The following is a 22,332-nucleotide window of genomic DNA, read 5'->3' as shown; positions in this document are numbered from 1 at the left end:
TCGTGCGAGGGCTGGCGATCTGTGCCCGGTGAGGGCTGTAGGTTGGCGCCGAGCGCAGCGAGGCCCAACGGGGTGACGTTCGGCGCCGTGGTGTCGGGTTGCGTAGGGTGGTTTTCTTCGCGGGGGCTTGCGGCATGCCCGTGACCCGGGCCGGAGCCCGGGCCACGAGGTGGGGGGGGTTACTTCAGGTCGGCGAGGATGTCGGCCATGTCGTCGGCGTGCTCTTCCTCCTGCTCGAGGATTTCCTCGAACAGGCGGCGCGTGGTCGGGTCCTTGTCGCCGAGGAACTGGATGATCTCGCGGTAGCTGTCGATGGCGATGCGCTCGGCGATCAGGTCCTCGGTGACCATCTCGCGCAGGTCCTTGCCGGCCACGTACTGGGCATGGGAGCGGGCCTCCAGGCCGGCCGGGTTGAAGTCCGGCTCGCCGCCCAGTTGCACGATGCGCTCGGCCAGGCGGTCGGCGTGCTGCTGTTCCTGCTGGGCGTGCTCGAGGAATTCGCTGGCGGCGATGCTCGCCTTCAGGCCATTGGCCATGTAGTAGTGGCGCTTGTAGCGCAGGTAGCAGACCAGCTCGGTGGCCAGCGCCTCGTTGAGCAGGCGCAGCACGGTGGTGCGGTCTGCGTGGTAGCCCTCGGTCACCGCGCCGTCCAGCACGTTCTGCCGGGCGCGCTGGCGCAGGGTGTTCACATCGGTAAGCTGTACGTCACTCATCACGTTTCTCCTTGGCTAATCAGGCCATTGCGCCTGGCTCTGGCGGCCATTGGCGTCGCGGCCCTACCTGGGATGTGAGTGATACGAAGCGGGAAAGTTTAGGAAATCTGTGGTCGGCGGTGCGGTCAGTCGAGGCGCTGGCGCTCGACCTCCTCGCGCTGGCGGCAGGTCATGAAGCCGCTGTGCTGGACGCGGCCGGCGGCGCCGAAGCTGACGTGATACGCCTGCTGGTGCCCCTCGTGGTTGAGGATGTAGTTGTTGCAGGAACCGGGGTGGACGCTGCGCTGGACGATGGAGGACGGGCGACCGCCGATGGCCTGGACCTGCTCCTTGGTCATGCCCTCTTTCACCTGCCGCGCCAGGGGTTCGTTGCGGTAGGTGATGTAGTCGGTCGGGTTCTCGATCTTCGTGGCGCAGCCGGACACCGAGCCCAGAGCGGCCGCGAGCAGGAGCGAGCGCATGAACATGCTGAAGGTCCTTGATGATCCGCTGTAAATAACAGCGCTTGGACATCAGCGAGGGGCGCCGGTTCGCTATTTATTCGCTTCGGGGCTGTGCGCTCGTTGGCATTTCTGGCATTTGGCCACTGCGGCGCCCGGCCGACCGGGCGCCGCGAGGCATCAGATCTTCGCAGCCTCGGCCTCGTGTTTCTGCCATTGCTCGCAGGTCATGAAGCCCTTGCTGTCGACCCGGCCCGCGTCGTTGAAGCTGACGTAGTAGGCCTGCTGGTGGCCTTCCTTGTTCAGCACGTAGTTGTTGCAGGTACCGGGGTGCACGGTGCGCTGGATCTCGGTGGACGGCGGGCCGCCGATGGTCAGCACCTCGTCCTTGCTCATGCCGTCCTGCACCTTCTCGACCAGGGGTTCGTGGCGGTAGGTGACGTAGTCGGTGGGGTTCTCGAACTTGGTGCTGCACCCTGCTACCGATGCCAGCACGAACACTGCCGCGAGCGTTTCCTTGTACATGGTGGGTTCCTCGTGTGAGCTGATCTTCAACGGCCTGATTGGCTTCACGAGTTTCGAGTGGCGATGGAGCGGGCGAGTTCGAAGAATTTGCCGTCGCGCTACTGGCCCGCCTTCTCGGCGTCCTGCAGGCGCTGCTGGTTGACGGCGTTGGCCTGGTCGATCTGCTGCTTGAGCTGGTCCATCTGCTGCTGGGCCTGCTGCGCCTGTTCGGCCTGCAGCTTGGCCTGGGCCGCTCCGGTGGCGGCGGTCTCGCCGAGGCCGCAGCCGGCGAGCAGGAGGATGGCAAGGCAGGGCAGCAGGCATTTCATGGCACGTTCCTCGGGTGGGCGATGCCGGCGAAGGTAATCCAGCGCCGGGGTCGCCGCCAGGGGCGCCGCACGAACGTCGCGGGGCGCCCGACGCCCGGTTCAGCCGTAGCGCTTCTTGGCCTCGATGGCCAGGCCGCTGCCGATGCTGCCGAAGGTGTTGCCTTCGACATGGCGGGCGTTGGGCAGCAGCGCGGCGACGCTGCCACGCAGGGCGGGGATGCCGCTGGAACCGCCGGTGAAGAACACGGTGTCGACCTGCTCGACACCGACCCCGGCGTCTGCCAGCAGTTGGGTGACGCTGTCGCGGATGCGTTGCAGCAACGGCTCGATGGCCTCCTCGAACAGATGGCGGGTCAGTTCCACGCGCAGGCCCGGCTCGATGCGTTCGAGGTCGATCACCCGGTGGCGCGCCTCGGTCAGCTCGATCTTGCTGTCTTCCACCTGCATGGCCAGCCAGTGCCCGGCGCGCTGTTCGATCAGGCGGAACAGGCGGTCGATGCCGCGCGTGTCGACGATGTCGTAGCGCATGTTCTTCAGCGACAGCTGCGATTTCTGCGCGTAGACGGCGTTGATGGTGTGCCAAGTGGCCAGGTTGAGGTGGTAGCTGGTGGGCATGAAGGCGTCGCTCTTCATGCGGCTGCCGTAGCCGAACTCGGGCATGACGCCGGCCAGCGAGAGCTGCTTGTCGAAGTCGGTACCGCCCACGTGCACGCCGCCGGTGGCGAGGATGTCGGCCTGGCGGTCGGCCAGGTCGCGGCGCTCGGGGGACAGGCGCACGAGGGAGAAGTCGGAGGTGCCGCCGCCGATGTCGACGATCAGCACCAGCTCCTCGCGCTCGATACCGCGTTCGTAGTCGAAGGCGGCGGCGATGGGTTCGTACTGGAAGGAGACGTCCTTGAAGCCGAGCTTGTTGGCGACCGCCACCAGGGTCGCCTGGGCTTCCTGGTCGGCGGCCGGGTCGTCGTCGACGAAGAACACCGGGCGGCCCAGCACCACCTGCTCGAATTCATGGCCGGCGGTGGCTTCGGCGCGCTTCTTCAGCTCGCCGATGAACAGGCCCAGCAGGTCCTTGAACGGCAGCGCACTGCCCAGCACCGTGGTCTCGCTCTTGAGCAGGGTCGAGCCCAGCAGGCTCTTGAGCGAGCGCATCAGGCGGCCTTCGTAGCCTTCCAGGTACTCGTGCAGGGCCAGGCGGCCGTAGACGGGGCGACGCTCCTCGATGTTGAAGAAGATCACCGAGGGCAGGGTGATCTTGCCGTCCTCCAGCGCGATCAGCGGCTCCACGTCCGGGCGCCACCAGCCGACGGTGGAGTTGGAGGTGCCGAAGTCGATGCCCAGGGCACGGGCTGCGGTGAGGTTGCTCATGGCGCGAGAGGTCCGGTGGAAAAAACGGCCGCGCAGTGTACGCGAGCCGGGCGCGCTTTGCTCAGGCGGCGAGGCGCAGTTCGTCGCAGCGGCTAGACTCCAGGCGACGCCCCCGTCACCCCCACATGGACACCCCGGGAGACCGCCCCATGAAGTCGATCCGCCTGCCCTTGCTCCTGCTCGCGATGCTAGCCGCCAGCCAGGGTTTCGCCGCCACCCAGCAGGAAAAGATGAAGAGCTGCAATGCCGAGGCCACCGCCCAGGAACTCAAGGGCGATGCGCGCAAGACCTTCATGAGCAACTGCCTCAAGGCGACCCAGCAGGAGAAGATGATCAGCTGCAACAAGACCGCCAGCGAGAAAGCGCTCAAGGGCGACGAACGCAAGGCCTTCCTCAGCGAGTGCCTGAAGAAGAAATAGCCTCAGGCCAGGCCCAGGGTCAGCGCCGCGACCGCGAGGTAGCGGCCGGCCTTGGCCAGGGTGACCAGCAGCAGGAACACCCAGGGCGACTCGCGCATCAGGCCGGCCACCAGGGTCAGCGGGTCGCCGATCACCGGCAGCCATGACAGCAGCAGGGTCCAGCGCCCGTAGCGGCGGTAGGTCGCCTGCGCCCGTTCGATGGCGGATTCCGACACGGGAAACCACTTCCTGTGGCGGAAGTCCGCCAGGAACCGCCCCAGCACCCAGTTCACCAGCGAGCCCAGCACGTTGCCGAGGGTCGCCACCAGCAGCAATGCCCAGGCCGGCTGGCCGCCGGCCAGCAGCAGGCCGGCCAGCACCGCTTCCGACTGCAGCGGCAGCAGGGTGGCGGCGCCGAAGGCGACGAGGAAGAGGCTCAGGTAGGGGATCAGGTCCGGCATCGGGCGGCTTCCGGAACGGTTGGGGCGAGGGCCGGGCGGCCCTCGCACAGGGTTCAGTGGCTGTCGTTCAGCTTGACCACATCACCGGAAACGGTGGTGGTGTAGCCGGTCAGGACCCAGGCCCAGAACCAGTCTTCCTGGACCTGGGTGTTGATCATCGCATCGCCGCCCTTGGCCTTGATCGCGGCGTTCTGGGCGCGCACGAAGCGGCTGTTCTGGCGGACCGGAATGAAGCCGGCGACCAGCAGCCCGGTGGCGCTGGCCTCGCTGTGGCCGATCACGGTGTACTGGCTGCTGTCGAGGTTCCGGGTCTTCATCGGGGTGCCGGTGCAGCCGGCGATGGCCAGTGCGGCCAGCAGGCCTGCGATCATCTTGATGCTGTGTTTCACGTCGTTCTCCTGGGTGATTCCATCCCGCGATTCGTTCGCCGGGGCGCGCAATGTAGTCGGGGCGCGGGAAAAGTTGAACCCGGTGTGGCAACGCGTCACTTGCGCAAGGGCCTGTGCCTACGACCGATGCGGGGCCCGGTCGGCTAAAGCCAGGTGAAAGCCCCGGGGGCTAGAATCTGTAATCCCGCTGCCATCGTTGTCGGACAATGTGACCGGGGGTGCGATACTTGCATCCCCGTTTCAACTATCCGCACCTGTCGTTCTGGAACCTCTATGCGAAGAGCCTCTCACCATGAGTTGCGCACGGCCTTTCGTGCGCTGTTGAACTCGAAGACCTGCTATCACACCGCGTCCGTCTTCGACCCCATGTCCGCCCGCATCGCTGCCGACCTCGGCTTCGAAGTCGGCATCCTCGGCGGCTCGGTCGCCTCGTTGCAGGTCCTGGCCGCCCCTGATTTCGCGCTGATCACCCTCAGCGAGTTCGTCGAGCAGGCCGTGCGCATCGGCCGCGTCAGCCGCCTGCCGGTGATCGCCGATGCCGACCACGGCTACGGCAACGCCCTCAACGTCATGCGCACGGTGGTGGAGTTGGAGCGTGCCGGCATCGCCGCGCTGACCATCGAGGACACGCTGCTGCCGGCCCAGTTCGGGCGCAAGTCCACCGACCTGATCAGCGTCGAGGAAGGCGTCGGCAAGATCCGTGCGGCCCTGGAAGCGCGTGTCGACCCGGACCTGTCGATCATCGCCCGCACCCATGCCGGCGTGCTCTCCACCGAGGAGGTGATCGCCCGCACCAAGGCCTACCAGGCTGCCGGCGCCGATGGCATCTGCATGGTCGGCGTTGCCGACTTCGAGCACCTGGAAGCCATCGCCGCGCACCTCAGCGTGCCGCTGATGCTGGTCACCTACGGCAACCCGCAACTGCGTGACAATCAGCGGCTGGCCGACCTTGGCGTGCGCATCGTGGTCAACGGCCACGCCGCCTATTTCGCCGCCATCAAGGCCACCTACGACTGCCTGCGCGAGCAGCGCCAGATCGACACCGCCGCCTCCGAACTGAGCGCCACCGAGCTGACCCACAAGTACACCCTGCCCGAGGACTACATCATCTGGGCGCGGGAATACATGGACGTGAAGGAATAGCCCGGAACGACCTCCGCTTGTCGCCCACCGGCCCCGGGTGTTGCAAAAGGCCGAGTGCCGCCCCCATAACTGATCGGGTCAATCCTCGACAGCATGGGAGGCCGGCATGGCCAGTGGTTGGGCGGGAGATGGCGCAGTCCAGGAACAGATCGACAGCACCATCGAAGACGCCGTGCAACGGGCACGCAGCCAGTTACCGAAGGGCGAGAGCCTGACGCATTGCGAAGAATGCGATGCACCCATTCCCCAGGCGCGCCGCGAGGCGGTGCCGGGCGTGCGGCTGTGCGTGAAATGCCAGGCCGAGCACGACCGTGAGAACGCCGCCTACGCCGGCTACAACCGGCGCGGCAGCAAGGACAGCCAGTTGCGTTGAAGGCTCAGAACAGCGCGCCGAGATAGACGGCGCCGCCGGCGCCGGCCTGGATGCCGACGTTGGCACCGCCCATCAGCAGGGCGCCGCGCGCCGACTGCATCAGCTGGCGGGTCAGCATCGGCGAGACGGTGAGGCTGGTCACCGGGCTCGCGTTCATCAGCATCACCGCGGCCAAGAGCTTGGGGTCCAGGCCGAACAGCATCGCCGTGCCCGACACGCCGACGGCGACGCCCGCGCCGACTTCCACGTACATGCAGGGGCCGGTGATGTCGTCACGGGTCAGGTCGCGCTCCACCAGGTCGTCCGCGACGAAGACCGCGCCGTCGCTGGGGAAGGCTTCCGCCGCGCCGGCACCGCCGATGCTCTTGCCCTTGATCTTGATGTCCACCTTGCCGAAGCGCGGCAGCTTGGCACCGATGCCCACGCCGGCACCGAGGCCGCCGTAGCGCAGGTTGACGTTCTCGCCGGCGGGCGAGCGCAGGGTGATGGAACCGCCGCCACCGGCGACGAAGGCGATGGTCAGGCCGCCGCCACTGGCGGTGACATAGCCCCAGCTGCTCGGATTGACGGGCAGGGGAATGGGCATCTTCGGCATTGCTGCTTCCTTGTGCGGTGCGGTTCAGGCGATGTCGTGACGGGGGCGCCTGAAGAGGGTCATCAGTCCGGTGACCGTGAAGGCGGAGCCCAGCAGGCCGAGGAAGGCCGGGGTGCCCCAGAGTGCGCCGAAGTCGTCGACCACGGCCGAGGTGGCCGGCGCGTCGGCCTGGTAGTGGACCTTCACCTGCATGCCGACCTGGTAGCCGTAGATCCAGCCCCCCTGGGGGTAGGAGATGCGCGTACCGGTGCCATCGGTGAAGGCGATTTCGGGGTGGGAGCCGCCTGCGTTGAGCGCGACGACGCTGCCATCTGCCTCCAGGGCCGATTGCAGGAATCCCACGCGGGAAGAGGTCTGGATGGCCATCGCGGCGAGCAGCGCGAGGCCGATCAGGGCAAAGAGGCCGCCCTTGAAACGGGGGAGGGGGGTATCGGACATCCTGTGGCGTTCCTGGTCATCCATGGGCATGGCCGGGGGAACTCCCGGCCACTGCGCTGGGACAGGCGTCTGTCCCGGAGGTTCCCGCCAGGGCGACGGGAACCCGGCCATCAGGCCTTGGGGTTGGGACCGTAGGCGTTGGTCTCCGGCACGCTGTCCTGGACCAGCAGGAACAGCAGGTACAGGCCGCCGAGGATCGGAACCAGTGCGATCAGGATCCACCAGCCGCTCTTGCCGATATCGTGCAGGCGACGCGCGGTCACGCCCAGGGCCGGCAGCAGCACGGCGAGGCTGTACAGGTTGGCCAGCAGGGCCAGGTTTTCACTGATCAGGCCCAGGATCACGGAAAGCGCGATGGAGATCACGACGTTCACCAGGGTGAACATCCAGTACTCCTTGCGGCGCGCACGGCCGTTAAAGTCGAAGTAATGCTGCTTGATGCACTTCAAATACCATTCCATAGAAAACTCCCTTTTTAGGCCGCGCGTGGCGGCATTTTTCGTGTACCTGGCAAGGCCTCGGCCTACACCGGCCGGTGTAGTTGTCCGACTATAGCGTTTCGTAACAAGGCATTGCGTGGGAGAGTTCACGGCACGGCAAATTGCCATCGAGTCAATTCTGGCGAGTTGTGTCGTGCCCGTAGGTTGGCGCCGAGCGCAGCGAGGCCCAACGCCGCGATGCGCGTATCGCGCTTCGCTTCCCGGCTTCGCCCGCATGCGCTGGCAATGATCCGACAGGCGGCCCTGTCCTTTCCCGGATCCGATGCGGGCCTTGCAGGGCGTGGCGATCCCTAGACTGCGGGCTCCTCATGGCTCAAGGGATGGAACATGCGATACCGCCGCGCCTTCGTGCCGGGTGGCACCTATTTCTTCACCGTCAATCTCGCGAATCGCTCCCATGGTTTGTTGATCGAACATGTCGATCTGCTGCGCATGGCCTTCAAGCGGGTGCGGGCACGGCACCCTTTCGAGATACCCGCGATGGTCGTGCTGCCCGACCACCTGCATGCCATATGGACCTTGCCGGAAGGTGATGCCGACTTCCCCCTGCGCTGGTCTCAGATCAAGGGCACCTTTTCCCGGCTGGTGCCGGAGCGGGGCCGGGTGAACCGGTCGCGTCGGGACAAGCGTGAGCGTGGCATCTGGCAGAGACGCTTCTGGGAGCACCAGATACGGGATGAGCGGGACCTCGCTCGGCACATCGATTACATCCACATCAACCCGGTGAAGCATGGGCATGTGCGCCGTGCGGTCGACTGGCCTTACTCCTCGATCCACCGCTTCATCCGTGATGGAAGGCTATCGGCCGATTGGGCCTGTGCTCCTCATGACGGCGTGTTCGGCGAACTGCCCTCGTAGATTGGCACCGAGCGCAGCGAGGCACTGCGAAGCGGGATCGGGTCCGTTGCGTTGGGCTTCGTGCCTCAGCCCAACCTACGTCGTGCCGAGGCGTACTCGTAGGTTGGTGCCGAGCGCAGCGAGGCCCGACAACGCGATGTCGGGCCAGGGGCGGGTGCGTGGTCAGAACAGGAAATACCGCTGCGCCATCGGCAGCACCTCGGCGGGCTCGCACCAGAGCAGCTGGCCGTCGGCCTTGACCTGGTAGGTCTGTGGGTCGACGTCGATGACCGGGGTGTAGTCGTTATGGATCAGGTCCTGCTTCTGCACGGTGCGGCAGCCTTTCACCACGGCGATGCGCTTCTTCAGGCCGAGCTGCTCGGGCACGCCGGCCTCCAGGGCGGCCTGGCTGATGAAGGTGATGCTGGTGGCGTGGCGGCTGCCGGCGTAGCTTCCGAACATCGGCCGGTAGTGCACCGGTTGCGGGGTGGGGATGGAGGCGTTGGCGTCGCCCATCAGGCTCGCGGCGATGGCCCCGCCCTTGAGGATCAGCGTCGGCTTGACGCCGAAGAAGGCCGGGCGCCAGAGCACCAGGTCGGCCCACTTGCCCACTTCCACCGAGCCCACCTCGTGGCTGATGCCGTGGGTGATGGCCGGGTTGATGGTGTACTTGGCGATGTAGCGCTTGACCCGGAAGTTGCTGTTGCCGGCGCCGTCGCCTTCCAGCGGGCCCCGTTGCCTGTGCATCTTGTCGGCGGTCTGCCAGGTGCGCGTGATGACCTCGCCGACGCGGCCCATGGCCTGGCTGTCGGAGCTGATCATGCTGAAGGCGCCTAGGTCGTGGAGGATGTCCTCGGCGGCGATGGTCTCGCGGCGGATGCGGCTTTCGGCGAAGGCCACGTCCTCGGCGATGCTCGGGTCCAGGTGGTGGCAGACCATGAGCATGTCCAGGTGCTCGTCGATGGTGTTGCGGGTGAAGGGCCGGGTCGGGTTGGTGGAGCTGGGCAGCACGTTGGAGAAACCGCAGGCCTTGATGATGTCCGGTGCGTGGCCGCCGCCGGCGCCTTCGGTGTGGTAGGTGTGGATGGTGCGGCCCTTGAAGGCGCCCAGGGTGGTTTCGACGAAGCCCGACTCGTTGAGGGTGTCGGTGTGGATGGCCACCTGCACGTCGTACTGGTCGGCGACGCTCAGGCAGTTGTCGATGGCCGCCGGGGTGGTGCCCCAGTCCTCGTGCAGCTTGAGGCCGATGGCGCCGGCCTTCACCTGTTCGATCAAGGGTTCGGGCAGCGAGGCGTTGCCCTTGCCGGTGAAGCCGATGTTCATCGGGAAGGCGTCGGCGGCCTGGAGCATGCGCGCCATGTGCCAGGGCCCGGAGGTGCAGGTGGTGGCGTTGGTGCCGGTGGCCGGCCCGGTGCCGCCGCCGATCATGGTGGTGACGCCGCTCATGAGCGCCTCTTCGATCTGCTGCGGGCAGATGAAGTGGATGTGGGTGTCGATGCCGCCGGCGGTGAGGATCATGCCCTCGCCGGCGATCACCTCGGTGCTGGCGCCGATGGCGATGGTGACGTCGGGCTGGATGTCCGGGTTGCCGGCCTTGCCGATCGCCGCGATGCGCCCGTCCTTCAAACCCACGTCGGCCTTGACGATGCCCCAGTGGTCGATGATCAGCGCGTTGGTGATCAGCGTGTCGACCACTTCGGCGGCCAAAAGCTGGCCCTGGCCCATGCCGTCGCGGATCACCTTGCCGCCGCCGAACTTCACTTCCTCGCCATAGGTGGTGAAGTCCTTCTCGACTTCGATCCACAGCTCGGTGTCGGCCAGGCGCACCTTGTCGCCGACGGTGGGGCCGAACATGTCGGCGTAGGCTTGGCGGGAAATCTTCATTCCTCGTTCCTCGGAATTCAGGCTGCAAGCTCAAAGCTGCAAGCCTCAAGTGAAAAAGCGGACGCCGCGCGGCACTTGCTTGCGGCTTGTGGCTTGCGACTTGTCGCTGCGATCAGAGATCACCCATGACGCGCCCGGCGAAGCCGAACACCCGACGCGCGCCGGCCAGGTCCACCAGCTCCACCTCGCGGCTCTGGCCCGGTTCGAAGCGCACGGCGGTGCCGGCGGGGATGTTCAGGCGCATGCCGCGCGCGGCGGCGCGGTCGAAGGCCAGGGCGTCGTTGGTTTCGAAGAAGTGGTAGTGCGAGCCCACCTGGATCGGCCGGTCGCCGGTGTTGGCCACGGAGAGTCTCAGGGTGCGGCGGCCGGCGTTGAGTTCGATCTCGCCGTCCTGGATCTGGTATTCGCCGGGAATCATGGAAGTCACTCCAGGATGAGTTGCATGAAGGTGAGGTCCAGCCAACGGCCGAACTTGCGGCCAACCTGGGGCATCTGGCCGGTGGTGGTGAAGCCGAGGCGCTGGTGCAGGCGGACGGAGGCGGCATTCTCGGACTCGATGGCCCCCACCATCACATGCAGTCCGGCCGACCGGGCCCGTTCGATCAATGCCTGCATCAGCTGCGGGCCGAGGCCCTTGCCGCGCTGGTCGGCACGCACGTAGACCGAGTGTTCGACGGTGTGCTTGTAGCCGTCATGCGGCCGCCAGGCGCCATAGCTGGCGTAGCCGACCACCTCGCCGGCAGCGTCACGCGCCGCCAGCACCGGAAACCCGGCTGCCGTGCGCTCGGCCAGCCAGGCGCGGCGGTTGGCCAGGTCCACCAGGGTCTCGTTCCAGATCGCCGTGGTGTGCTCCACGGCGTCGTTGTAGATGGCCAGGATGCCGGGCAGGTCGGCTTCGCTGGCGTCACGGATGATCATTTCGGGTCTCCAGGAACTCGTTCCAGGCCGTCGCGGGCTCAGCATGGCAAGCGCAGCAGGCATGGGACGACTTCCTCAGGCGATGGGTTGGTGGACGGTTACCAGCTTGGTGCCGTCGGGGAAGGTGGCTTCGATCTGGATCTCCGGGATCATCTCCGGCACGCCTTCCATCACCTGGTCGCGGCTCAGCAGCGTGGTGCCGAAGTGCATGAGCTCGGCCACGGTGCGACCGTCGCGCGCGCCTTCGAGCAGCGCCGCGGAGATGAACGCCATCGCTTCCGGGTAGTTGAGCTTCACGCCACGGGCCAGTCGCCGCTCGGCGACGAGGCCGGCAGTGAAGATCAGCAGCTTGTCTTTCTCTCTCGGGGTGAGGTCCATCAGGTACTCCAGATTCGCGGTGGCACGGCCTCGCGGCCGAGCAGGGCAGGGCGCAACAGGCGCCAGAGGTCGATCAGCCAGGCGCGCGCGTGCAGCGCTTCGCCGGCCAGGCAGCGGGCCACCAGCAGGCCGGGCAGTTGGGTGAGGTCGCCGCGCACGGCCGAGGGCAGTTCGCGGCAGCGTTCCAGCAGCTCCGGGTCGAGCTGGCCGGTGGCGATCAGGGTGGCGAACACCGGTTGCCCGGCGAGGCCGATGCTCGAGTCGAGCAGGCCGTCGTCGCCGCTGATGCGCTGGCGTTCGTGCCACAGGGCGCGGCCTTCGCGGCGGATGTCCAGGTGCGCCTGGAAGTGGCCGCTGGCGAAGCGTTCAGCGGCGGCGGGGCGGCCGAGGGCGACCACGTCCCAGTAGAACAGGCGGGCGTCGGCGGCCAGGTCGATGCGGGTGGACAGCTCGGCCTGGGCGCCGGAGAAGACGATGGTTTCCTGGGGCAGCCATTCCAGGGTGGCGCCGGCCTCGACGCGCAGGGCGAGCGTCTGGAAGGCCGGGCTGCGGGCGCGGTACCACTTGGCCGCGCCCGGGCTGGTGAGCTGGGCCCAGGCGCCTTCGCCCACCTGGGCGGAGATGCCCAGGCGGTCGCCCCCGGCGATGCCGCCAGGCGGGTGGACGATGATGTGCTGGCAGACACCCGGCCCTTCGGCGTGGAGGTGCTTCTGCACCCTCAGGGGGCCGAGGTGGCGGCGAAGCACCGGAATGGTGCACTCGTCACGACGGGCGTAGGCCAGCTCCAGCTCGGCGTGCCAGCTCGGCGTGAACAGGGCTGCGGGCAGGTTCATGGCTGTGGAAGCATCCGCGAAATAGTTGACCGACCGGGCAAAGCAAGAGGCGTGCCCTGAACCCATCCGGTGCACGCGCCCGCGGTCAGATCGTCACCAGGCCGCGCACGCCCTCGGCCTCCATGTTCTCCCCGCGCCCCTGCTGGATGATTTCGCCACGGCTCATCACCAGGTACTGGTCGGCCAGTTCGGCGGCGAAGTCGTAGAACTGCTCCACCAGCAGGATGGCCATGTCGCCGCGCTCGGCCAGCTTGCGGATCACTGCGCCGATCTCCTTGATCACCGAGGGCTGGATGCCTTCGGTGGGCTCGTCGAGGATCAGCAGCCGGGGCCGGCTGGCCAGGGCGCGGCCGATGGCCAGTTGCTGCTGCTGGCCGCCGGAGAGGTCGCCGCCCCGGCGGTGCTTCATCTCGCGCAGCACCGGGAACAGCTCGTAGATGAACTCGGGCACGGCCTTGGCTTCCTTGGCGCCGAAGCGGGACAGCCCCATCAGCAGGTTCTCCTCCACCGTCAGGCGCGGGAAGATCTCGCGGCCCTGGGGCACGTAGGCGATGCCGGCGTGCACGCGCTGGTGCGGTTTGGAACCGGTGATCGGCTTGCCCTCCCAGTTAACCGCGCCCTCCTTCGACGGGATCAGGCCCATCAGGCACTTCAGCAGCGTGGTCTTGCCCACGCCGTTGCGCCCGAGCAGGCAGGTGACCTCGCCGACCCTCACCTCGAACGACAGGCCGCGGAGGATGTGGCTGCCGCCGTAGTATTGATGCAGCTGTTTCACTTGAAGCATGTCTAGTCCTCGGTGGAGGAGCTGGAAGCCAGAAGCTTGAAGCTTGAAGCTTGAAGTAAGAGCCGCGCCGTGCCGCTTTTTCTTCCAGCTTCTGGCTTCAAGCTTCCAGCTCAACGTCCCAGATAAACCTCGATTACGCGCTCATCGCTCTGCACCTGCTCCAACGAGCCCTCGGCCAACACATGCCCCTGGTGCAGCACGGTGACGTGGTCGGCGATGCTGCCTACGAAGCCCATGTCGTGCTCCACCACCATCAGCGAGTGCTTGCCGGCCAGGCCCTTGAACAGTTCGGCGGTGAATTCGGTCTCGGCGTCGGTCATGCCGGCCACCGGTTCGTCGAGCAGCAGCAGTTGCGGGTCCTGCATCAGCAGCATGCCGATCTCCAGGAACTGCTTCTGGCCGTGGGACAGCAGCCCAGCCGGGCGGCGCCGCGAGTCCTGCAGGCGGATGGTGGCGAGCACTTCGTCGATGCGGTCCTTCTGCTCGCCGGTGAGCCTGGCGCGCAGGCTGGCCCACACCGACTTGTCGGTCTTCTGCGCCAGTTCCAGGTTCTCGAACACGCTGAGCGCCTCGAACACCGTGGGCTTCTGGAACTTGCGGCCGATGCCGGCCTGGGCGATCTCGACCTCGCTCATGCGGGTCAGGTCCAGGGTCTCGCCGAACCAGGCGCTGCCGGTGGTGGGGCGGGTCTTGCCGGTGATCACGTCCATCAGCGTGGTCTTGCCGGCGCCGTTGGGGCCGATGATGCAGCGCAGCTCGCCGACGCCGATGTACAGGTTGAGGTCGTTGAGCGCCTTGAAGCCATCGAAGCTGACGCTGATGTCCTCCAGCGTGAGGATGGTGCCGTGGCGGGTGTTCAGGCCCTTGCCGGCGCTCTGGCCGAGGCCGAGGGCGTCACGGCCGGTGCCGGCGTCGCTGTTGGGGTCGTAGGCGGGTTCGAGCATGAGTTCGGGTACCGGGGTCGCTCTCATTGGTCCTTCTCCTTGCGCAGCAGGCCGAACAGGCCCTTGGGCAGGAACAGGGTGACGACGATGAACAGGGCGCCGAGGAAGAACAGCCAGTATTCCGGGAAGGCCACGGTGAACCAGCTCTTCATGCCGTTGACCAGGCCGGCGCCCAGCAGCGGGCCGATGAGCGAGCCGCGCCCGCCCAGGGCCACCCAGACGGCGGCCTCGATGGAGTTGGTCGGCGACATCTCGCTGGGGTTGATGATGCCCACCTGGGGCACGTACAGCGCGCCGGCCAGGCCGCAGAGCACGGCCGACAGCACCCAGATGAACAGCTTGTAGCCGCGCGGGTCGTAGCCGCAGAACATCAGGCGGTTCTCGGCATCGCGCAGGGCGGTGAGCACGCGGCCGAACTTGCTCCTGGACAGGCGCCAGCCTAGCAGCAGGGCGCTCGCCAGCAGCGCGACCGTGGCCAGGAACAGCACGGCCCGGGTGCCCGGCGCTGTGATGTCGAAGCCGAGGATGCGCTTGAAGTCGGTGAAGCCGTTGTTGCCGCCGAAGCCGGTCTCGTTGCGGAAGAACAGCAGCATGCCGGCGAAGGTCAGGGCCTGGGTCATGATCGAGAAGTACACGCCCTTGATCCGCGAGCGGAAGGCGAAGAAGCCGAACACCAGGGCCAGCAGGCCGGGGGCGAGCACCACCAGGCACAGGGCCCAGAGGAAGCTGGAGGTGCCGGCCCAGTACCAGGGCAATTCGCTCCAGGCGAGGAAGCTCATGAAGGCCGGCAGGCCATCCCCGGCGCTCTGGCGCATCAGGTACATGCCCATGGCGTAGCCGCCGAGGGCGAAGAACAGCCCGTGGCCCAGGGACAGCAGCCCGGCGTAGCCCCAGACCAGGTCCAGGGCCAGCGCGACGATGGCGTAGCAGAGGATCTTGCCCACCAGGGTCAGGGTGTAGGCGGAGACCTGCAGCGGGCTGTCGGCCGGCAGCAGGTGCAGCAGCGGCAGGGCGATCAGCACGGCGAGCACCAGGGCGCCGACGCCCAGGGTGACTTTCGGGCCGGCCTTCTGCGCGGCGGTGAGGGTCAGTGGCTGGTTCATCAGTCGATCACCCGTCCTTTCAGTGCGAAGAGGCCCTGCGGGCGTTTCTGGATGAAGAGAATGATCAGCGCGAGGATCAGGATCTTGCCCAGCACGGCGCCGATCGAAGGCTCCAGGATCTTGTTCGCCACGCCGAGGCCGAAGGCCGCCAGCACGCTGCCGGCCAGTTGGCCGACGCCACCGAGCACCACCACCAGGAAGGAGTCGATGATGTAGCTCTGGCCCAGGTCGGGGCCGACGTTGCCGATCTGCGACAGGGCTACGCCGCCGAGCCCGGCGATGCCGGAGCCGAGGCCGAAGGCGAGCATGTCGACGCGGCCGGTGGGCACGCCGCAACAGGCGGCCATGTTGCGGTTCTGGGTGACGGCGCGGACGTTCAGGCCCAGGCGCGTCTTGTTCAGCAGCAGCCAGGTCAGCGCCACCACGAACAGGGCGAAGCCGATGATGACGATGCGGTTGTACGGCAGCACCAGGTTGGGCAGCACCTGGATGCCGCCGGAGAGCCAGGCCGGGTTGGCCACTTCGACGTTCTGCGCGCCGAACACCACGCGCACCAGCTGGATCAGCATCAGGCTGATGCCCCAGGTGGCGAGCAGGGTTTCCAGCGGGCGGCCGTAGAGGTGGCGGATCACCGTGCGCTCCAGGGCCATGCCGATGGCGGCGGTGACGCAGAAGGCCACCGGCAGCGCCACCAGTGGGTAGAGGGCCAGCAGGTCCGGCGCCAGGCGCTGGAACATCAGCTGCACGATGTAGGTGGAGTAGGCGCCGAGCATCAGCATCTCGCCGTGGGCCATGTTGATCACCCCGAGCAGGCCGAAGGTGATGGCCAGGCCCAGGGCGGCCAGCAGCAGGATGGAGCCCAGGGACAGGCCGCTGAAGGCCTGGCCGAGCACCTCGCCCAGCGCCAGGCGACGCTTGACCTGGGCCAGGCTGGTTTCGGCGGCGGTGCGCACGGCGGCATCGGTTTCCACCGCCGGGTCGAGCAGCGCTTCGAGGCGGGTACGGGCCAGCGGGTCGCCGGTCTCGCCCAGCAGGCGCACGGCGTTGAGGCGGATGGCCGGGTCGGGGTCGACCAGTTGCAGGTTGGCCAGGGCCAGGCTGAGGGCATCGCGCACGGCGCCATCGTCCTCGGCGACCATGCGCTGGTTGAGCAGCGGCAGTTGCGCGGGCTTGGCGCTCTTCTGCAACTGGCGGGCGGCCTCCAGGCGCGCGGCGGGTTCGGCGGCGAGCAACTGGTGGCTGGCCTGGGTGGTGATCAGCAGGCCGCGCAGGCGGTTGTTCAGGCGCAGCTTCTTCGGCGTGGCGGCGGGGGCGGCGTCGCCCTCTGCGGCCTGCCAGGTGCCGTCCTGTTCGAAGTAGGCCCGCTTGGCGTCGATGGCGAAGCGGTTCTGTTGCAGGGCGTCGAGCAGTGGCTGGCGCATGGCGTCGGGCTCGGCGGCCCAGCGTTCCAGCAGCTTCGCCTGCTGGCTCGGATTGGCGGCCGCGAAGTCGTTGGCGTCACCGGCCCGGGCCGCCAGGGGCAGCAACAGGGCCAGGGACAGGAGGATTCGGAAAAGGCAGGTGGGCATGGAGAGGGAGGCTCCGTATCGGCGGGGTAAGCCAAAAGGTGGAAGCCAGAAGCTGGAAGCTGGAAGGGGGGGACTGCCAGCTTCAGGCTCCAGGCTTCCGGCTTAGTTCTTCACCGCATAGTCCGGCTTCTTGTCATTGCCGGGGATGAAGGGGCTCCACGGCTGGGCGCGCAGCGGGCCTTCGGTCTGCCAGACCACGGAGAACTGACCGTCTTCCTGGACCTCGCCGATCATCACCGGCTTGTGCAGGTGGTGGTTGGTCTTGTCCATGGTCAGGGTGTAGCCGGAGGGTGCGGCGAAGGTCTGGCCGGCCATGGCTTCGCGGACCTTGTCGACGTCGGTGGTGCCGGCCTTCTCGACCGCCTGGGCCCACATGTGGATGCCGACGTAGGTGGCTTCCATGGGGTCGTTGGTGACGGCGGTCTGGTAGTTGGGCAGGTTCTTGGCCTTGGCGTAGGCCTTCCAGTCGGTGACGAACTTGCTGTTCACCGGGTTATCCACGGATTCGAAGTAGTTCCAGGCGGCCAGCTGGCCCACCAGCGGCTTGGTGTCGATGCCGCGCAGTTCTTCCTCGCCCACGGAGAAGGCCACCACCGGGATGTCGGTCGCCTCGATGCCCTGGTTGGCCAGCTCCTTGTAGAAGGGCACGTTGGAGTCGCCGTTGACGGTGGAGATCACCGCGGTCTTGCCGCCGGCGGAGAACTTCTTGATGTTGGCGACGATGGTCTGGTAGTCGCTGTGGCCGAAGGGGGTGTAGACCTCTTCGATGTCCTTGTCCGCCACGCCCTTGCTGTGCAGGAAGCTGCGCAGGATCTTGTTGGTGGTGCGCGGGTAGACGTAGTCGGTGCCCAGCAGGAAGTAGCGCTTGGCGCCGCCGCCGTCTTCGCTCATCAGGTATTCCACCGCCGGGATGGCCTGCTGGTTCGGCGCGGCGCCGGTGTAGAAGACGTTGGGCGAGAGCTCCTCACCCTCGTACTGCACCGGGTAGAACAGCAGGCCGTTGAGCTCCTCGAACACCGGCAGCACGGATTTGCGCGACACCGAGGTCCAGCAGCCGAAGACCACGTCGACCTTGTCCTTGGTCAGCAGCTGGCGGGCCTTCTCGGCGAACAGCGGCCAGTTGGACGCGGGGTCGACCACCACCGGTTCCAGCTTCTTGCCGTTGATGCCGCCCTTGGCGTTGATCTCGTCGATGGTCATCAGCGCCATGTCCTTGAGCGAGGTCTCGGAGATGGCCATGGTGCCGGACAGCGAATGCAGGATGCCGACCTTGATGGTCTCGGCGGCCTGCAGGGAGAAGGGGAACAGGCCGGTCAGCACCAGGGCGCTGGCGGCGAGGGTCGATTTCAGGAAGGGACGGCGTTTCATGTAGAGCCTCCTTGGCTGTCCATGCAATGACAGTGGGATGGGACCGAAATGGGGTCATCAGTACGGTCATCTGTACTGCTGTCAGTGCATTGGCAGCATCCGTGCCAAGGGCGCTAAAGGCTTGATTCAGAGGGCTTCGTGGGTTTTTTTGGCGAATTCGCCGGAATTCGCCGCGCTCCATTGCGGTGCGCGGCGGCAAGCTGAACGGTCGGTCAGGTAGCGGGGTGCACGCTTTCAGGGCGCCAGGTAGTTCTTCACCCCGGTGAAGATGATCTGCGCGGCGAGGGCGCAGACGAACAGGCCCATCAGGCGGCTGACGATCTGCAGGCCCTGCTCGCCGAGGATGCGTTCGATGCGGTTGGAGAGGTAGAGCACCACGCCGACGGTGGCGCTGGCGAAGGCGATGGCGGCGAGGGCGGTGAACTTGTCGTTCCAGTGCACGTGGCCGGCGCCCATCACCAGCATGGCGCCGATGGTGCCGGGGCCGACGGTGAGGGGGATGGTCAGCGGCACGATGGTGACGTCCTGCTGGACGTTGTCGGCCTGCACCGCCGGCTTGCCCTGGGCCATGCCGAGGGCGGAGATGAACAGCACGGCGCCGGCACCGATGCGGAAGGCGTCGATGGTGATGCCGAAGACGTTGAAGATGGCCTGGCCGAACAGGTAGAGCAGGGCGCTGGCCACCAGGGTGCCGAGGGCGACCTTCCAGGCGAGCTTCTTGCGCTCCTTGACCGTGTAGCCACGGGTCAGGCCGATGAAGCAGGAAAGGACGAAGAAGGGGCTGTAGAGCACCAGCATCTTCAGGTACAGGCTGAACATCATGGAGAGCATCGGGCGGGCTCGTGAGGGGAGAGTGCTGTGATTGTAGGAGGTGCCGAGGGTTGCGCCCGTTGATCCGGGTCGCCCTGGCGGCGCGTCATCATACGCGGGCGAGCGCACCTGGGCGTAGGGGGCGTAGGGTGGGCGTAGGGTGGGCTTCAGCCCACCGCTCTCCTCAGTCTTTGCACAAAAGAGTGCAAGGCCCGGCTCCGCCCGGTGGAGGTAAAGAGCGACCTCCACCCTACGCAGTGGTCATGCGCACTGGCGGCCGACCTTTGTGCAGGGGCGGCTTCAGTCGCCAAGCGGTGCGCAGCGCCGCCGCTCTCGTAGGAGCGAATTCATTCGCGATAGGAGCCCCGGGCTGAAGCCCGGGCTACGGGATCAGGAATGCAGCGCGCTGTCGGGCTCGTGCTGGCGGCGCATTTCCTTTTCGGCGACCCAGTGCTCGATCAGCTCGCGCAGTTGCGAGAGTTCGACCGGCTTGGCCATGTGGCCGTCCATGCCGGCCTGGCGGGCGCGTTCCTTGTGTTCGGTGAGGATGTGCGCGGTGAGGGCGACCACCGGGGTGCGCGGGCGCTGTTCCTCGCTTTCCCAGTTGCGCAGCATCTCGGTGGCGGAGAAGCCGTCCAGCACCGGCATCTCGCAGTCCATCAGCACCAGGTCGTACTGCTGGTTCTTCATCGCGCTGAGGGCTTCCTCGCCATTGCTGGCGGTGTCCGGCTGCAGGTTGAGCTTGCTGAGCATGCCGCGGATGACCTTGGTGGAGATGCTGTTGTCCTCGGCCACCAGGATGCGGAAGTCGTTGGGCACGTTGAGCGGGGTGCTGACCTGGGAGCCGGGCAGGGCCGCCGCGCCGCCGGCGGCGCGCTGGTTGAGTTCGTCGGCGAGGGTGGTCTTGAGCGTGTAGCCGGCCACCGGCTTGGCGAGGATGCGCTTGATGCCGGCATTGCGGGCGATGATCTTGCTCGGCGCGTTGCTGATGCCGGTGAGCATGATGATCAGGATGTCGTGGTTGAGGCTCGGGTCTTCCTTGATCTTGGCGGCCAGCTGCATGCCGGTCATGCCGGGCATGTCCTGGTCCAGCAGCACCACGTCGAAGTACTCGCGCAGGTGGGCCTTGGTGCGCAGCAGGGCCAGGGCTTCCTTGCCGGACGGCACGGCGCTGACGTGCAGGCCCCAGGCGCTGCACTGCTGCATCAGCACCTTGCGGCAGGTGTCGTTGTCGTCCACCACCAGCAGCCGTGCGCCCTGCAGCGGGCCGTCGAAGTCGGAGGCGGGTTGTTCCAGGCGCTCGCTGTCCAGCGGCAGGGTCAGCCACAGGGTGCTGCCCTGGTTGCCGCCGGTCTGCACGCCGAACTCGCCGTCCATCAGGCGCACCAGCTGGCGGGCGATGATCAGGCCCAGGCGGCCGCCGAGCTTGGTGGCGGAGAGGAAGTCCTTGCTGTGCAGCTCGGCGTTGAGCAGGGCGTCGCGCTCGCTGGCTTCGAGCGGGCGGCCGCTGTCCTGCACGGCGATGCGCAGGCGCGGTTCGTTGCCGCTGGTGTCCAGGGCCACCACGAGGAGGATCTCGCCCTCGTCGGTCTGCTTGAAGGCGTTGTCCAGCAGGCTCAGCAGGGCCTGGCGCAGGCGCGTCGGGTCGCCGCTGATGACGCGCGGCACCTGGGGCTGCATGAAGCTGATCAGTTCGACCTTCTGTTGCTCGGCCTTGGCGCGGAAGATGTCCAGGCAGTCGTCGATCAGGGCGTTGAGGTCGAATTGCACGTCGTCCAGCTCGATCTGCCCCGATTCGAGCTTGGAGATGTCGAGGATCTCGTTGATCAGGGTGAGCAGTTCGTTGCCGGAGCTGTGGATGGTCTGCACGTAGTCGCGCTGCTTGGCCGACAGCGGGGTGCCGAGCAGCAGCTCGGTCATGCCCAGCACGCCGTTCATGGGGGTGCGGATCTCGTGGCTGATCTTGGCCAGGAACTCGCCCTTGGCCTTGAGCTCGGCGGAGCTGGCGGCGGCTTCGCGGCTGACGCTGAAGTCGTCGAGGAGGATGCGCCGCTGGCGCTCGCTCATGGCGATGCTCATCAGCACGCCGCTGATGGCGGTCACGCCCAGCAGGGCGAAGGCCAGCCAGTCGGACTGCACCGACCAGTAGCCGAACAGGGCCGGCAGGGCGCCGATGAAGGCGATGCAGTAGACCAGCAGCGCCACGGTGAACATGCGTGCCGGGCGGTAGCCGCGACGCCAGTGGTGCGTGGAGACGACGAGGATGCTCAGGCCGGTGAGCGCCGCCATGGCGTAGACCAACTGGTTGAACATCAGGTCGGTGGCGATCATCAGCAGCATGCCGATGACTCCGATGAGCACCATCTCGCCGATGAGGATGCCGTTCAGCGGGGTGCTGGGGCGCACCTTGCGGAAGAAGCTGCCGGTGAAGGCGAGGGCGCACAGCATCGCCAGCAGCATCGACAGGTTGGCGATCTGCGGCTGTGCGCTCTGCCAGCCGCGCAGCCAGGGGGCACTGATGCCCAGCAGGCTGATTGCCGTGCCCACCAGGCACAGCTGGGTGGCGGCCAGCCACAGGCCGCTGGTGGCCCGGGCATAGCCGAAGCGCAGGAGGTTGTGCACCACGAGCATCAGCAGGCTGCCGATGAGCAGGCCGAAGAGCAGCGGGCGGCTGTCGTCGGCGGCCATCTCCACGGCCGATTGCAGGGCGATGGTCGGGCGCAGGGCGTGTTCGGAGGAGAGCCGCAGGTACAGGTCCAGGGGCTCGCTGCGCATGGGCAGCGGCAGGAGGAAGTCACGGCTGGGCAGCGGGCGGTCGCTGTAGGGCAGGCGGCTGCCGGTGCGGGTGTGGTCGATGATCTCGTTGCCACGGACGACGTACAGGTCGAGCAGGGACAGGTAGGGCGCGAAGACCCGCAGCAGCTGCTCGTGATCGCCCGGCAGCAGGCGGTGGTGCAGCCAGAGGGCGCTGGTGCCGCCGGGTGTATAGAGGCGCTTGAGGTCGACGGGGGCGAACTGCGAGGCGGATTGCTGGGCGCGGATGTCTTCGAGCTGCAGGCTGGCCGTGGGGTCGAGCAGCATGCTCCAGTGCGCGCGCTCCCCGGCTTGCACCGAAGGCAGGCAGAGCAGGGTCAGCAGCAGGCTGACGCTAAGACCGATGGCAATCCTGAGCCGGCGCACGGGCGAAGTCCCTTCGTGGGTGAGTGGCGGGATTATAGCCAAGCACCGGCCTGCGGAATATGACAAAGGCGGCCATA

General features: G+C 67.0%; 26 protein-coding genes. 4 read left to right on the top strand and 22 right to left on the bottom strand.

Features of this window, described 5'->3' with window-relative positions:
• Nucleotides 1-179 precede the first annotated feature (179 nt).
• From PHLH3_RS26985 to PHLH3_RS26965, 5 genes are all read right to left on the bottom strand, one after another.
• Nucleotides 180-713 carry a ferritin-like domain-containing protein gene (locus PHLH3_RS26985; RefSeq protein ID WP_213626509.1) on the bottom strand — a complete coding sequence of 178 codons (534 nt, stop codon included), beginning with the start codon at nucleotides 711-713 and terminating at the stop codon, nucleotides 180-182.
• Between the two features lie 125 nt (nucleotides 714-838).
• Nucleotides 839-1,180: an osmotically-inducible lipoprotein OsmE gene (osmE, locus tag PHLH3_RS26980; RefSeq protein ID WP_213626507.1), complete on the bottom strand. Its 342-nt coding sequence runs from the start codon at nucleotides 1,178-1,180 to the stop codon at nucleotides 839-841.
• A 153-nt stretch (nucleotides 1,181-1,333) separates the two neighbouring features.
• Entirely contained in the window at nucleotides 1,334-1,678 is a 345-nt protein-coding gene (gene osmE, locus PHLH3_RS26975) for an osmotically-inducible lipoprotein OsmE (protein WP_111264642.1), read from the bottom strand.
• Nucleotides 1,679-1,776: 98 nt separating this feature from the next.
• Nucleotides 1,777-1,986 carry a hypothetical protein gene (locus PHLH3_RS26970; protein WP_173171467.1) on the bottom strand — a complete coding sequence of 70 codons (210 nt, stop codon included), beginning with the start codon at nucleotides 1,984-1,986 and terminating at the stop codon, nucleotides 1,777-1,779.
• 99 nt (nucleotides 1,987-2,085) lie between these two features.
• Nucleotides 2,086-3,351: an Hsp70 family protein gene (locus tag PHLH3_RS26965; RefSeq protein ID WP_213626505.1), complete on the bottom strand. Its 1,266-nt coding sequence runs from the start codon at nucleotides 3,349-3,351 to the stop codon at nucleotides 2,086-2,088.
• A gap of 149 nt (nucleotides 3,352-3,500) precedes the next feature.
• Between PHLH3_RS26965 and PHLH3_RS26960 the strand changes: the two genes are divergently transcribed.
• On the top strand, nucleotides 3,501-3,770 hold the full coding sequence (locus tag PHLH3_RS26960; RefSeq protein ID WP_111264639.1) for a PsiF family protein: 270 nt from the start codon (nucleotides 3,501-3,503) through the stop codon (nucleotides 3,768-3,770).
• Nucleotides 3,771-3,772: 2 nt separating this feature from the next.
• Here PHLH3_RS26960 and PHLH3_RS26955 read toward each other — a convergent pair whose 3' ends face one another.
• Nucleotides 3,773-4,210 carry a YqaA family protein gene (locus PHLH3_RS26955; protein ID WP_213626503.1) on the bottom strand — a complete coding sequence of 146 codons (438 nt, stop codon included), beginning with the start codon at nucleotides 4,208-4,210 and terminating at the stop codon, nucleotides 3,773-3,775.
• 53 nt (nucleotides 4,211-4,263) lie between these two features.
• The gene (locus tag PHLH3_RS26950) at nucleotides 4,264-4,599 is read right to left on the bottom strand and encodes a hypothetical protein (RefSeq protein ID WP_213626501.1); all 336 of its coding nucleotides are present in this window, start codon (nucleotides 4,597-4,599) and stop codon (nucleotides 4,264-4,266) included.
• Between the two features lie 273 nt (nucleotides 4,600-4,872).
• On the opposite strand from PHLH3_RS26950, the gene PHLH3_RS26945 reads away from it, so the two are divergent.
• Both PHLH3_RS26945 and PHLH3_RS26940 read left to right on the top strand, forming a co-directional pair.
• Nucleotides 4,873-5,742: an oxaloacetate decarboxylase gene (locus tag PHLH3_RS26945; RefSeq protein WP_111264637.1), complete on the top strand. Its 870-nt coding sequence runs from the start codon at nucleotides 4,873-4,875 to the stop codon at nucleotides 5,740-5,742.
• 106 nt (nucleotides 5,743-5,848) lie between these two features.
• On the top strand, nucleotides 5,849-6,115 hold the full coding sequence (locus PHLH3_RS26940; protein WP_111264636.1) for a DksA/TraR family C4-type zinc finger protein: 267 nt from the start codon (nucleotides 5,849-5,851) through the stop codon (nucleotides 6,113-6,115).
• A gap of 4 nt (nucleotides 6,116-6,119) precedes the next feature.
• Here the strand turns inward: PHLH3_RS26940 and PHLH3_RS26935 are convergent, their stop codons facing one another.
• The 3 genes from PHLH3_RS26935 to PHLH3_RS26925 form a co-directional block, all read right to left on the bottom strand.
• Nucleotides 6,120-6,710, bottom strand: a complete 591-nt coding sequence (locus tag PHLH3_RS26935; RefSeq protein WP_213626499.1) for a hypothetical protein — start codon at nucleotides 6,708-6,710, stop codon at nucleotides 6,120-6,122.
• A 24-nt stretch (nucleotides 6,711-6,734) separates the two neighbouring features.
• Complete coding sequence (locus PHLH3_RS26930) at nucleotides 6,735-7,148, bottom strand: DUF3592 domain-containing protein (RefSeq protein ID WP_213626497.1); 414 nt, start codon at nucleotides 7,146-7,148, stop codon at nucleotides 6,735-6,737.
• Between the two features lie 110 nt (nucleotides 7,149-7,258).
• Nucleotides 7,259-7,609, bottom strand: a complete 351-nt coding sequence (locus tag PHLH3_RS26925; RefSeq protein WP_173171477.1) for a DUF805 domain-containing protein — start codon at nucleotides 7,607-7,609, stop codon at nucleotides 7,259-7,261.
• Nucleotides 7,610-7,975: 366 nt separating this feature from the next.
• Between PHLH3_RS26925 and PHLH3_RS26920 the strand changes: the two genes are divergently transcribed.
• Nucleotides 7,976-8,506 (top strand): transposase, encoded by a 531-nt coding sequence (locus tag PHLH3_RS26920; RefSeq protein ID WP_213626495.1) that lies wholly within the window; start codon nucleotides 7,976-7,978, stop codon nucleotides 8,504-8,506.
• Nucleotides 8,507-8,668: 162 nt separating this feature from the next.
• On the opposite strand, the gene ureC is transcribed toward PHLH3_RS26920, so the two are convergent.
• From ureC to PHLH3_RS26860, 12 genes are all read right to left on the bottom strand, one after another.
• Nucleotides 8,669-10,369, bottom strand: a complete 1,701-nt coding sequence (ureC, locus tag PHLH3_RS26915) for an urease subunit alpha (protein WP_213626493.1) — start codon at nucleotides 10,367-10,369, stop codon at nucleotides 8,669-8,671.
• A gap of 112 nt (nucleotides 10,370-10,481) precedes the next feature.
• The gene (locus tag PHLH3_RS26910) at nucleotides 10,482-10,787 is read right to left on the bottom strand and encodes an urease subunit beta (protein WP_173171485.1); all 306 of its coding nucleotides are present in this window, start codon (nucleotides 10,785-10,787) and stop codon (nucleotides 10,482-10,484) included.
• Nucleotides 10,788-10,792: 5 nt separating this feature from the next.
• A complete protein-coding gene (locus tag PHLH3_RS26905; RefSeq protein ID WP_213626491.1) occupies nucleotides 10,793-11,287 on the bottom strand; it encodes a GNAT family N-acetyltransferase in 495 nt (164 codons plus the stop codon).
• A 75-nt stretch (nucleotides 11,288-11,362) separates the two neighbouring features.
• Nucleotides 11,363-11,665, bottom strand: coding sequence for an urease subunit gamma (ureA, locus tag PHLH3_RS26900; protein WP_173171489.1), 303 nt, complete (start codon nucleotides 11,663-11,665; stop codon nucleotides 11,363-11,365).
• Nucleotides 11,665-12,498, bottom strand: a complete 834-nt coding sequence (locus tag PHLH3_RS26895) for an urease accessory protein UreD (RefSeq protein WP_213626489.1) — start codon at nucleotides 12,496-12,498, stop codon at nucleotides 11,665-11,667. The genes ureA and PHLH3_RS26895 overlap by 1 nt, the downstream gene beginning before the upstream one ends.
• A gap of 85 nt (nucleotides 12,499-12,583) precedes the next feature.
• Nucleotides 12,584-13,282 (bottom strand): urea ABC transporter ATP-binding subunit UrtE, encoded by a 699-nt coding sequence (urtE, locus tag PHLH3_RS26890; RefSeq protein WP_213626488.1) that lies wholly within the window; start codon nucleotides 13,280-13,282, stop codon nucleotides 12,584-12,586.
• A 110-nt stretch (nucleotides 13,283-13,392) separates the two neighbouring features.
• Nucleotides 13,393-14,253: an urea ABC transporter ATP-binding protein UrtD gene (urtD, locus tag PHLH3_RS26885; protein WP_213626486.1), complete on the bottom strand. Its 861-nt coding sequence runs from the start codon at nucleotides 14,251-14,253 to the stop codon at nucleotides 13,393-13,395.
• Nucleotides 14,250-15,329 (bottom strand): urea ABC transporter permease subunit UrtC, encoded by a 1,080-nt coding sequence (urtC, locus tag PHLH3_RS26880; protein ID WP_213626485.1) that lies wholly within the window; start codon nucleotides 15,327-15,329, stop codon nucleotides 14,250-14,252. The genes urtD and urtC overlap by 4 nt, the downstream gene beginning before the upstream one ends.
• Complete coding sequence (urtB, locus tag PHLH3_RS26875) at nucleotides 15,329-16,897, bottom strand: urea ABC transporter permease subunit UrtB (RefSeq protein WP_213626483.1); 1,569 nt, start codon at nucleotides 16,895-16,897, stop codon at nucleotides 15,329-15,331. The genes urtC and urtB overlap by 1 nt, the downstream gene beginning before the upstream one ends.
• Nucleotides 16,898-16,999: 102 nt before the next feature.
• A complete protein-coding gene (gene urtA, locus PHLH3_RS26870; RefSeq protein ID WP_111264677.1) occupies nucleotides 17,000-18,265 on the bottom strand; it encodes an urea ABC transporter substrate-binding protein in 1,266 nt (421 codons plus the stop codon).
• A 234-nt stretch (nucleotides 18,266-18,499) separates the two neighbouring features.
• Entirely contained in the window at nucleotides 18,500-19,096 is a 597-nt protein-coding gene (locus tag PHLH3_RS26865) for a MarC family protein (RefSeq protein ID WP_173171501.1), read from the bottom strand.
• Nucleotides 19,097-19,465: 369 nt separating this feature from the next.
• Nucleotides 19,466-22,255, bottom strand: coding sequence for a hybrid sensor histidine kinase/response regulator (locus tag PHLH3_RS26860; RefSeq protein WP_213626481.1), 2,790 nt, complete (start codon nucleotides 22,253-22,255; stop codon nucleotides 19,466-19,468).
• Nucleotides 22,256-22,332 lie beyond the last annotated feature (77 nt).

The sequence above is a fragment of the Pseudomonas sp. Pc102 genome (assembly GCF_018408275.1).
In the GTDB taxonomy this organism is placed as follows: domain Bacteria; phylum Pseudomonadota; class Gammaproteobacteria; order Pseudomonadales; family Pseudomonadaceae; genus Metapseudomonas; species Metapseudomonas tohonis.
This window is presented reverse-complemented; position numbering and strand designations above follow the sequence as displayed.